The 10,266-nt window shown below is 71.4% G+C and carries 10 protein-coding genes; 8 read left to right on the top strand and 2 right to left on the bottom strand.

The annotated features are described in order from the left end of the window. The first annotated feature begins 2 nt into the window (after nucleotides 1-2). The 7 genes from ACIA8N_RS22110 (at nucleotide 3) to ACIA8N_RS22080 (ending at nucleotide 5,896) form a co-directional block, all read left to right on the top strand. Nucleotides 3-239: an MbtH family protein gene (locus ACIA8N_RS22110; protein WP_365779198.1), complete on the top strand. Its 237-nt coding sequence runs from the start codon at nucleotides 3-5 to the stop codon at nucleotides 237-239. Between the two features lie 117 nt (nucleotides 240-356). Continuing rightward, complete coding sequence (locus ACIA8N_RS22105; RefSeq protein WP_365785916.1) at nucleotides 357-1,151, top strand: alpha/beta hydrolase; 795 nt, start codon at nucleotides 357-359, stop codon at nucleotides 1,149-1,151. A 12-nt stretch (nucleotides 1,152-1,163) separates the two neighbouring features. Then, nucleotides 1,164-2,105, top strand: a complete 942-nt coding sequence (locus tag ACIA8N_RS22100; RefSeq protein WP_365785918.1) for a TauD/TfdA family dioxygenase — start codon at nucleotides 1,164-1,166, stop codon at nucleotides 2,103-2,105. A 68-nt stretch (nucleotides 2,106-2,173) separates the two neighbouring features. Beyond that, nucleotides 2,174-2,962, top strand: a complete 789-nt coding sequence (locus tag ACIA8N_RS22095) for an FkbM family methyltransferase (protein ID WP_365785920.1) — start codon at nucleotides 2,174-2,176, stop codon at nucleotides 2,960-2,962. A 68-nt stretch (nucleotides 2,963-3,030) separates the two neighbouring features. Then, nucleotides 3,031-3,990 (top strand): TauD/TfdA family dioxygenase, encoded by a 960-nt coding sequence (locus tag ACIA8N_RS22090; RefSeq protein ID WP_365785922.1) that lies wholly within the window; start codon nucleotides 3,031-3,033, stop codon nucleotides 3,988-3,990. Further along, entirely contained in the window at nucleotides 3,990-5,051 is a 1,062-nt protein-coding gene (locus ACIA8N_RS22085) for an ATP-binding cassette domain-containing protein (RefSeq protein ID WP_365785924.1), read from the top strand. The genes ACIA8N_RS22090 and ACIA8N_RS22085 overlap by 1 nt, the downstream gene beginning before the upstream one ends. Continuing rightward, complete coding sequence (locus tag ACIA8N_RS22080) at nucleotides 5,048-5,896, top strand: ABC transporter permease (protein ID WP_399416756.1); 849 nt, start codon at nucleotides 5,048-5,050, stop codon at nucleotides 5,894-5,896. Before ACIA8N_RS22085 ends, ACIA8N_RS22080 begins: the two co-directional genes overlap by 4 nt. Before the next feature lie 86 nt (nucleotides 5,897-5,982). Here the strand turns inward: ACIA8N_RS22080 and ACIA8N_RS22075 are convergent, their stop codons facing one another. Beyond that, complete coding sequence (locus ACIA8N_RS22075; RefSeq protein WP_365785926.1) at nucleotides 5,983-6,606, bottom strand: DedA family protein; 624 nt, start codon at nucleotides 6,604-6,606, stop codon at nucleotides 5,983-5,985. Between the two features lie 852 nt (nucleotides 6,607-7,458). Here ACIA8N_RS22075 and ACIA8N_RS22070 point away from each other — a divergent pair. Further along, entirely contained in the window at nucleotides 7,459-8,442 is a 984-nt protein-coding gene (locus ACIA8N_RS22070) for a class I SAM-dependent methyltransferase (protein WP_365785928.1), read from the top strand. A gap of 174 nt (nucleotides 8,443-8,616) precedes the next feature. On the opposite strand, the gene ACIA8N_RS22065 is transcribed toward ACIA8N_RS22070, so the two are convergent. Further along, nucleotides 8,617-10,221 (bottom strand): serine/threonine-protein kinase, encoded by a 1,605-nt coding sequence (locus ACIA8N_RS22065; RefSeq protein ID WP_365785930.1) that lies wholly within the window; start codon nucleotides 10,219-10,221, stop codon nucleotides 8,617-8,619. Nucleotides 10,222-10,266: the final 45 nt, after the last annotated feature.

Raw genomic sequence — 10,266 nt, 5'->3', positions numbered from 1 at the left:
CGATGACCAACCCCTTCGACGACGCCGAGGGTGTCTTCCACGTCCTGGTCAACGACGAGAACCAGCACTCTCTGTGGCCCCACTTCGCCGAGATCCCCGCGGGCTGGCGGGCCGTGGTGAGCGAACGCCCGCGCCAGGAGTGCCTGGACTACATCGAGGCGAACTGGACCGACATGCGCCCCCAGAGCCTCATCGAGGCCATGGAGGCCCACGAGAAGTCCGCAGGCTCGACCCGGTGACCCGGAGGGCGCGGGCGGGCGGACCCGTGCAGGGACCCGCCCGCCCGCGCCCTCCGCGCCCGTTCACCGACCGACCCCCGGTCCCGGAGACCGCCGACGAACTGCGAGGAAGCCTGGATGCTGGCACGGATCAACGGGATCGACCTGGATCACGCACGCACCGGCAGCGGTCCCCCCGTCCTCCTGATCATGGGGAGCGGCGCCGCCGGAACGGGCTGGCACCTGCACCAGGTGCCCGCGCTGGTCGCCGCGGGCTTCGAGGCGGTCACGTTCACCAACCGGGGCATCGCCCCCAGCGGCGGAGGCCCCGGCTTCACCCTCCAGGACATGGCGGCCGACACCGTCGGCTTGATCGAGCACCTCGGTCTGGGCCCGTGCGCGGTCGTGGGGACGTCCCTGGGTGCCAGGGTCGCGCTCGAGGTCGCCCGTATCCGCCCCGACCTGGTCTCCCGGTGTGTCCTGATGGCGCCGCGGGCCCGTGCGGACCGGATGAGGGCCGCCGCGACCGCCGCCGAGATCGATCTCGCCGACAGCGGCGTCACCGTGCCGCCCCGCTACCGGGCGGTGGTGCGGGCCATGCAGAACCTCTCGCCCAGGACGCTCGCGGACGACGAGCGGATCGCCGACTGGCTCGACCTCTTCGAGCTGGCGGCGACCGCGGGCCCCGGTGTCCGCACCCAGAGGGAGATCAGCGCCGCCGACGACCACGGGGAGGACCTGGCCCGGATCACGGCCCCCTGCCGGGTGATCGCCTTCGCCGACGACATCGTGTCGCCGGCGCACCTCGCCAAGGAGATCGCCGACGCCCTGCCCGAAGCCGACTACCACGTGGTGCCCGACTGCGGCCACTACGGCTACCTCGAACAGCCCGACCGGGTCAACCGGCTCATCACCCGATTCCTCGACGTCTGAAAGAGCCCTTCCATGGAACCGACCACCCCCTGGCGGCCCGCCGCGATCAGCCCGGACAGCCACGCGCTGCCCGCCACCGCCGACGCCCTGGCCGGCTTCCTCCAGGACTCCGCGCACACCGACGAACTCCTGGCCGCCCACAAAGTGCTGGTCCTGAGCGGCTTCGGAGTGGGCCCGGAGGAGCTGGAGAAGATCATGCCGCTCCTGCTCCCGGACCGCCTGCCCTACGTCTTCGGCAACTCCCCGCGCACCAAGGTCGGCCACAACGTGTACACCTCCACGGAGTACCCGGCGGAGTTCACCATCTCGATGCACAGCGAGATGTCCTACGCCGCGCGGTGGCCGGCCCGGCTGCTCTTCTACTGCGAGCGGGCGGCCGACAGCGGCGGCGCGACACCGGTGGTGGACAACGCCGCCTGGTACCGGGCACTGGACCAGGACGTCCGCGACGCCTTCGCGGGCGGCCTGCGCTACACCCAGAACCTCCACGGGGGACGCGGGCTCGGCAAGAGCTGGCAGGACACCTTCGAGACGCAGGACCGCTCGGAGGTCGAGGACTACCTCTCCCGCACCGGGGCCACCTGGCAGTGGAACGCCCGCAACGGACTGCGCGTCAGCCACGTGCGGCCCGCGACCATCGTGCACCCCGCCACGGGCGAGCGGCTGTGGTTCAACCAGAGCGACCAGTGGCACCCGGCCACGCTCGGCGACGAGGCCGCCGCCGCGCTGATGGGGATGCTGCCCCCGGAGGAACTGCCCCAGTCGGTGGCCTTCGCGGACGGCTCCCCGATACCCGCCGACCACGCACGCCAGGTGCGCGACCGCGGCCTTGAGCACGCCGTGGACAACGACTGGCGGCCCGGCGACCTCATGCTCGTCGACAACATCCAGGCGGCTCACGGCCGCAGGCCCTTCACCGGCGACCGCCGCATCCTGGTCGCCATGTCGGACTAGGGCCTGTCCTCCGGCCAAGCCGCTTTTACCGCCACAGACAGCCGCCGCACCTCACAGGAAGGCCGCCGATGACCATCGCCCTCGCCGACGTGCAAGGCCTCAACAAGCATGAGACCGAGTTCCTCTACGACGAGATCTTCACCCGCCGCGCCTACCTGCCCGAGGCCCTGCACCTGCCCGAGGCCCCCGTGGTCTTCGACGTCGGGGCCAACATCGGCATGTTCACCCTCTTCGTGCGCTCCGAGCGTCCCGGTGCCACGATCCACTCCTTCGAACCTGTCCCCCAGGTGTACGACCTCCTGCGCCGCAACCGCGAGCGCCACGCGGTGGCAGGGCTCGCCCACCCCTACGGCCTCGCCGAGGCGGAACAGCAGGTCGAGTTCACCCACTATCCGGGCTACTCGACCATGTCCACGCGCAGCACCCTGGCGGACACCGAGGCGGAACGGGCTTTCGTCCGGGGGCAGGTGCGGACCGACCACCTGCCGGAGGCCGAGCGGATGCTGGACGAGCTGCTCGCCTTCCGGTTCCGCGAGGAGAAGGTGAACTGCCGGCTCCGCCCGCTCTCCGCGGTCCTCGACGAGCACCCCGTGGACCGGATCGACCTGCTGAAGATCGACGTCCAGCGCGGTGAGCAGGAGGTGTTGCGGGGCCTGGCGGACCGGCACTGGCCACTGGTCCGCCAGATCGCCATGGAGGTCCACGACAGCCCCGACAGCAACACCGCCGGCCGGCTGCGAGCGATGGCCGACGAGCTGGAGCGGCGCGGGTTCAGCGTCCTGACCGAGCAGGAGGACCGGTACGCGGGCAGCGACCGCCACTCCGTGTTCGCCGTCGCGGAGCCCTGCCGCGGCTGAGGCACGCCCGTGCCCGGCCGCCCACCGCAGATCCGAACCGAACGGTTCCCCACCCCCGGAGAAACAGCATGAACGCCGAGAACAGCTTCACCCTGTCCGACGCCGAACGCGGCGACGTGGCGGCCCTGGCACAGGAGTTGACGCGCACGCACCCCGGCCTCGTGGACGAACAGGCATGGCTCGACCGGTGCCGCACCCTCTCCTGCCACCTGCCCGCCCGCCTCCAGGACCGGCTCCGCGCCTTCCGCCACGACCCCGGCCCCACCGGCAGACTGCTCCTGCGCAACCTCCCCGCCACCGACGGCGTACCGGCCACTCCGCGGGAGGCCGACTCCGTGGAGCGCAGGGCGACGCTGAGCGCCTCCGTGCTGTGTGCCCTGTCCATGGCACTGGGCGACGTCATCGCCTACCGCAACGAGAAGCAGGGGGCGCTCGTGCAGAACGTGGTGCCCGTGCCCGGCCGGGAGGGCCAGCAGTCCAACGCCGGCTCCGTCCCGCTGGAGATGCACACCGAGAACGCCTTCCACCCCCACCGCCCCGACTACGTCGGCCTGTTCTGCGTCCGCAGCGACCACGACCGGGCCGCCGGACTGCGGGTCGCCTCCATCCGCGCCGCGATGGACCACCTGGACGCCGGAACACGCGAAACGCTGCGACGCCCCCTGTTCACCACCGAGCCGCCCCCTTCCTTCGGGCGGCCGGACAGCGGGACCAAGCCGCACGCCGTGCTCACCGGTGACGCGGAGGACCCGGACATCCGTATCGACTTCCACGCCACCCACACGAGCGACCCCTGGGGCCGGCAGGCCATGGACGCCCTGGCGGACGCCGTCCGCGCCGTCTCCGAGGAACTGGTCCTGGACCCGGCCGACCTGGTGTACGTGGACAACCGCGTCGCGCTGCACGGGCGGACTGCCTTCGTCCCCCGCTACGACGGCCAGGACCGCTGGCTCCAGCGCACCTTCGTCCACCTGGACCACCGGCGGTCCCGCGCCGTGCGCGCGCAGCACGGGCGCGTGCTGAGCTGATGGCGGCGGACCAAGTGATCCACGCCACCGGCCTGCACAAGCGCTTCGGCGCGGTCCAGGCCCTCGACGGCGTGGACCTGACGGTGGCGCGCGGCGAGATCATGGGCCTGCTGGGCCACAACGGGGCGGGCAAGACCACCCTCGTCGACATCCTGTCCACCCTCACGCCCCCCACGTCGGGCACCGCCTCGGTCACCGGGTTCGACGTGGTCGGCCGCCCCGAGGAGGTGCGTCGGCGCATCGGGGTCACCGGGCAGTTCGCCGCGCTCGACGAGCAGCTCTCCGGATACGACAACCTCGTCCTGGTGGCACGGCTGTGCGGAGCCTCCAAGGCGCAGGCCGTCGGCCGGGCGGACGAGTTGCTGGAGGTGTTCGGCCTCCGTGCCGCCGCTGGGCGCAGGGCGGTGTCGTACTCGGGGGGAATGCGTCGCCGGTTGGATCTGGCGTTGGGGCTGGTCGGGTCTCCTGATGTCCTGTTCCTCGACGAGCCGACCGTGGGGCTGGACCTGCCCAGCCGGCTCGGGTTGTGGGAGATGGTGCAGGGGCTGGCGCGGGACGGTACGGCGGTGTTGTTGACGACGCAGTACCTGGAGGAGGCCGACCGGCTCGCCGACCGGATCACCGTCCTGGGGGCGGGCCGGGTTCTCGTTTCGGGTACGGCGGTGGAGCTGAAGGCACAGGCCGGCAGTGGTTCCATATCGCTGACGGTCGGGGCCCAGGGGGACAGGGCCGTGGCCGCTGAGGCTCTGCGCCGGGCCGGTTTCCCGCCGGGTGTGGAGGGCGGGCGCGGCGAGCTGACCGTGCCGGCGGGGGATTCCGCGGATCTGGCCGTGGTGATCCGGGTGCTGGACGCCGTGGGGCAGAACGTGAGCGAGATCCGCTACGCGGAGCCCTCTCTGGACGACGTCTACCTCGCTTTCACCGCTACGGCGCCCGACACCCCCGCCCTCGCGGCGGGTGCCGTCGGCCGTCCTCCTGCCCCCGTTCCAGCGCGCACAGCCCATCGGAGTACCACCCCGGAGGCCGAGCGGCGTACCGGCGACCCCCGGGAGACCCCGTGAACGTACCTGTGACGACGGCGCCCTTGGCCGAGCCCGGAACGGGAGCGCGGGTCCCGCGCTGGAGACCGGCGGGCAGGGCCGCGCAGCTTCGGGTCCTCACAGCACGCCAGATCCGCCTGGTCTACGCGGACCGCAGGGTGGTGCTGTTCAGCGTGGCGCAGCCGGTGGTGATGCTGCTGTTGATCAGTCAGGTCTTCGGCAGCCTCGCGGACCGCTCGATCCTTCCGCGCGGGGTGTCCTACATCGAGTTCCTGCTGCCTGCTCTCCTCGTCACCACCGGGATCGGCACCTCGCAGACCGCGGGGGTGGGGCTGGTGCGGGACATGGAGGGCGGGATGGTGCGCCGCTTCCGTGTCCTGCCGCTGTCGCTGCCGCTGGTGCTGGTGGCGCGTGCGATCGCCGATCTGACGCGCTCGGGGATGCAGTTGCTGGTCCTGGTCATCGGGGGCCATCTGCTGTTCGGCTACCGGGCCGGGGGAGGGGTGGGGGGTCTGGTGGCGGCGTTGGCGCTGTCCACGGTGGTGATCTGGTCGTTGATCTGGATCTTCATCGCGCTCGCCGCGTGGCTGCGGAAGGTGGAGGTGCTTTCCAGCATCGGTTTCTTCGTCAACTTCCCGCTGATGTTCGCTTCCAGCGCGTTCGTACCGGTCGATGTGCTGCCCGGCTGGCTGGCGGCCGTCGCCACCGTGAATCCGGTGAGCTATGCCGTGGAGGCGTCGCGGAGCCTCGCCCTGGGAGGGCAGGTCGGGAGCGAGGTGCCCGCAGCGCTGTGCGCGGCCCTGGGCCTGATGGCGGTGATGATGGTCCTCGCCGCGCGCGGTTTCCGCCGACCGCCCGACGAGTGACCGCGACGACTCGCCGGGCGGACCCCGACGACTCGCCGACGACCGTGCCATCGCGGGCGAACGGCACTGGACGGTGCGACGCACGGTCAGGAGCTGCGACGGCGGTGCCTGCGCCGCCACCACACGGCAGCGAGCGTGAGGGCGGCCGCTACACCCAGCAGGGCCCAGAGGATGGTGGAGAGCAGGCTCTCGGCCTCGCGCAGGGAGGCCGAGACCAGCGTTCCCGCGGACACGTAGAGCGCGGACCACATCGCCGCTCCGGCGAGGGAGGCGGGGAGGAAGCGGAGATAGCGTACGGAGCCGACTCCGGCGGTCGCGGGGGTGAGGGTGCGCACCACGGGCAGCAGCCGGGTCAGGAAGACGGCGCTCGCCCCGTACCGGTGGCAGAGTTCCTGGGCGCGGTCCCAATGGTGCTGCCCGATCCGGCGTACCAGGCGTGTCTCCCGCATGCGGTGCCCGTAGCGGATGCCGAGGAAGTAGCCGATGTGGTCGCCGGCCGAGCTGCTGATCGTGACGACGAGGAAGAGGGCCAGCAGCGGGCGGGTCCCTTCCGTTCCGGCGCTCAGGGCCAGGACCGCGACTTCGCCGGGGACGACCATGCCGGCCCCGAGGCCGGATTCCGCGAACGCGAACGCCGAGGCCAGGGCGAATCTGGCGACCGGGCTCATCTCCGACACCGCTGCCAGCAGATCGTTCAGCAGATCGCTCATCCAAGACATGGCAGCCCCGTTCCGCCTCTCCTTGCTCGTGGAGCCCTTCCGGCGGCGCCCCTGGGAATCCCGGGCCCTTCTTCCGAGGACTCACCGGATGGAACAGGGAAACGACTTCCCCGTTTCACCGGGCGCATCCCCGGCCGCCGCTACGGGCGTGGAGAAGGGCGAAGGGCCGTCAATCTACCAGGGAACCACCCCCGGACGATTCGTTCCTCCCGACCCGGAGACGACGGGGGGAGGGTATTCATCGGCCGGAGCTGACGGGAAGGGGAATTTCGGGGAATGTCCGTCTGAATCGGAGACGAGGAATGGACAACACTCACGCATCACGACCACGAAGTACCCACCCAGGCAGCAGGCCCGACGCACGACCAGCCACGACTCGCCGACGGTGTTCCCCCGATATGGGGGACTTCGGCCCTCTGAAATCCCATGCCCGCCGCCCCGTGCCGTCGCGCATGAATCACCGTGGCCGAATACTGGCTGAAGTCCCTCTGTTTTCCCCGGAGTTCACGACCGGCAGGGGCGATCGGCACGGCCCCCCGGGGGCGGCATCCTCCTTCGCGTGGGCACTCTTGACGCGGGATCGGCGCCCTGAAAGGGTGCGACGGTGAAACTGCGGACCGGACTGGCTCAGCGCCGGCGCCCCGAAACTCCGCCCGGCGCGCACCCCGGTGCCGACCGACGGAATCACGGGCCGTTCATGGGTTGCGGAGGGTGAGAACCCTGCATACGGAACGACCAGTCGTCCACGATGAGATCCATCGACTGACCGGATTGGTGGAAATGCAGGCGGATGCATCGGCGGGAACGGAAACCTACTTACCGTCCCTGACCCTCGAAGATTATGTGCGCGACACGGTCCCGGCCTACCCGGTCCTGAAAGCGTCCGTGGATTTCGGCCGTCCGGGCGCCGACAAGGCGCTCAGAGCACTGGCCGCGACGACCACGGAATTCGATTCCGACGACACGGGACGCGGCGACTCCTACCGCAGGGCCCAGCAGGACTCCTCCGTCCGCTGGAAGGGAATGCGACAACTGCTCGAACTGGCCGCCCCCTCCCGCACGACGCCTGACACGGCCGCCCCCCGCATCGTCCTCGACGTCCTGGGCGGGGACGGAACCATCGCCCGCGCCGTCCACGACAGCGCCCCCGAACTGCGCGATCACGTCCACATCCTCACCGGCGACCTCTCGGGGGACATGGTCGAACGAGCCCTCGCCCAGGGCCTGGCCGCCATCCGGCAAGCCGCGGACCATCTCTTCCTCGCCGACGGCACCATGGACGCGGCACTGCTCGCCTACGGAACCCACCACATCGCGCCGCAGGACAGGCTCGACGCCGTCACCGAGGCCCTGCGCGTCGTCAAGGACGGCGGCCACGTGGTCCTGCACGACTTCGACGACACCAGCCCCATGGCGCGGTTCTTCACCGACATCGTCCACCCCCACACCACAGCCGGCCACGACTACCGCCACTTCTCCCGCGGCCCCCTGGCCGAACTCTTCGCCGAAGCCGGCACACCGGCCCGGGTCATCGACCTGTACGACCCCCTCGTGGTCCGCGGCACCACCGAGGAAGAGGCGCGCAGCCGCATGTGCGCGTACGTGGCCGACATGTACGGAGTAGGCGCTTTCTTCGCCACCCTGGGCGGAACCGACGCCCGCTGGCGACTCCTGGAGCAGTACTTCCAGCACGAGACGTACCTGGCGACCCTGCCCGAGAAGACCGGCTTCACACCGGGACCCGTCGTCTACCGCTCCGGGGACGCCTTCCTCGCCGAGATACCGCGCGCGGCAATCGTCGCCGTAGCCCACAAACTGCCCACCTGACACACCGCCGCACCCGAAGCCCGGCTCTCCGCCGACCCACCGACGCCGGCGGAGATCCCCACACGGCCGGAGATCTCCCTCACCAGCCGCCCACCGTGCAGGCGTTCACCGGCTCAGGGTTCGGCAGAGTGCGACGCTCGAACTCACTGGGCACCGGTGCGTCCGGTCCATGCCTCAGGCCGCCTTCCTCCAGACGTTCATGCCCAGCTGCAGGAAGGCGGCTTCTCGCAGGGTCGTCTGCTTGATTTGGATGGTGAGCACCGCGATGTCGCCAGAGGCGTTCTTGGCGCAGAGCTGGGAGCCGTCGTTCGCCGCCGCGAGTGACCAGGTGCGGTACGCGGAGCCGGTGGCGCCGCTGAGGAGGTGCCGGCAGGCGTCGAGGGAGGCGGCCTTTCCGCCGAACATCTGCGCGAACACGGTGGTGTCGCTCTGCAGCGCGCAGTCCACACCGTCCTCGCAGTCGAGGCGGATGTCGCCCGTGCGGTCCTCGGGCAGCATCGGCTCGCGGAAGCTCAGGGAGTTCTTCTCGGTCAGCCATACGGGAGACCGCACGTCGTCGGCTCCCGCCGCCGGGGAGGCGTTCGGGGCGGGCTGTGACGCCCGGGGGGAGCCGCCGGCGGTCGGCGGGGTGGGTGTCGGCGACACTGTGGACCGTGCGGGCTTCGTCGGGCCGGGTGTGGAAGCGTGTGTGTCCTCGGCCCGCTCGCCGAGGCCGAACCGGTCCCCGGCGAGCCACGTCAGGCCCGTCAGCGCCAGAACGCCCGCCGTCACAGCCACGGCCGTGATCAGCGCGGTACGCCGTCCGGGTGCCCGCCGGCGAGCGCGCCCCAGCAACAGTGTCGCGCCCGCGGTCGACGGAGCCACGGGGTCGCGCACCGGGTCCGGAACGGTCGCCTCAGATCCGATGACCTCGCGCCAGACGGCCGGCCCTGCGCCCGCCTCGGCGTCCGTGTCCTCCAGCCGCCGTCGGCACCATTCGACGACCTCCGCCAGAGTGGCCCGCTCCCTCGGGTCGGGCGCCGTGCACCAGGTGATCAGCGGGCGCAACGGCTCTGGCAGCCGCGACAGTTCGGGTTCCTCGTGCACGATCCGGTACAGCACGACGGGCGCGATGCCGTCCCCGTACAGCGGTTCGCCCAGCGCAGCGAAGGCCGCCGTCTGGGCGAGCGCGAAGACGTCGGTCGCCGGGGTGATCTCACCGGCGGTGGCCTGTTCGGGGGCCATGAAGTGGGGTGTACCGATGGTGGAGCCGGTGGCGGTGTGCGAGGAGATGTCGGCGGCGGTCGAGATACCGAAGTCGATCACCCGCGGCCCGTCGGCGGCCAGCAGCACGTTGGACGGCTTGAGGTCCCGGTGCACGATCCCCGCCGCGTGGATCGCCTGGAGTGCCTCGGCCACGCCGGCCACCAGCCACAGCACGGCGGACACCGGCAGCGGACCACGCCGGGCGACGGCCTCCGTGAGGGACGGCCCGGGCACGTACAGCGTGGCGAGCCAGGGAGGTACGCCGTCGGCGTCGGCGTCGATGACTTCGGCGGTGTAGGCGCCCCTGACCCGGCGGGCAGCCTCCACCTCCCGACGGAACCGCCGCCGGAAGACCGGGTCGTCGGCCAGCTCCGGCCGCACCATCTTGATGGCCACCGGGCGGCCGCCCGGGGTATGCGACAGGTACACCCGGCCCATGCCTCCCGCGCCGAGCCGGGCCGCGAACCGGTAACCGGCGACGACGGGCGGGTCGTCCGCCTGGAGCGGCTGGAACACCTCGGTGGTGCTGCTCATCGGGCTGTCCCCCTGATTCCCGACCGGCCGACTGCACGGTCCGGG

This window comes from Streptomyces sp. NPDC051822, assembly GCF_044452745.1.
Classification (GTDB): Bacteria; Actinomycetota; Actinomycetes; order Streptomycetales; family Streptomycetaceae; genus Streptomyces.
The sequence above is the reverse complement of the archived record's forward strand: the minus strand, read 5'-3'. Positions and strand labels throughout refer to the sequence as shown.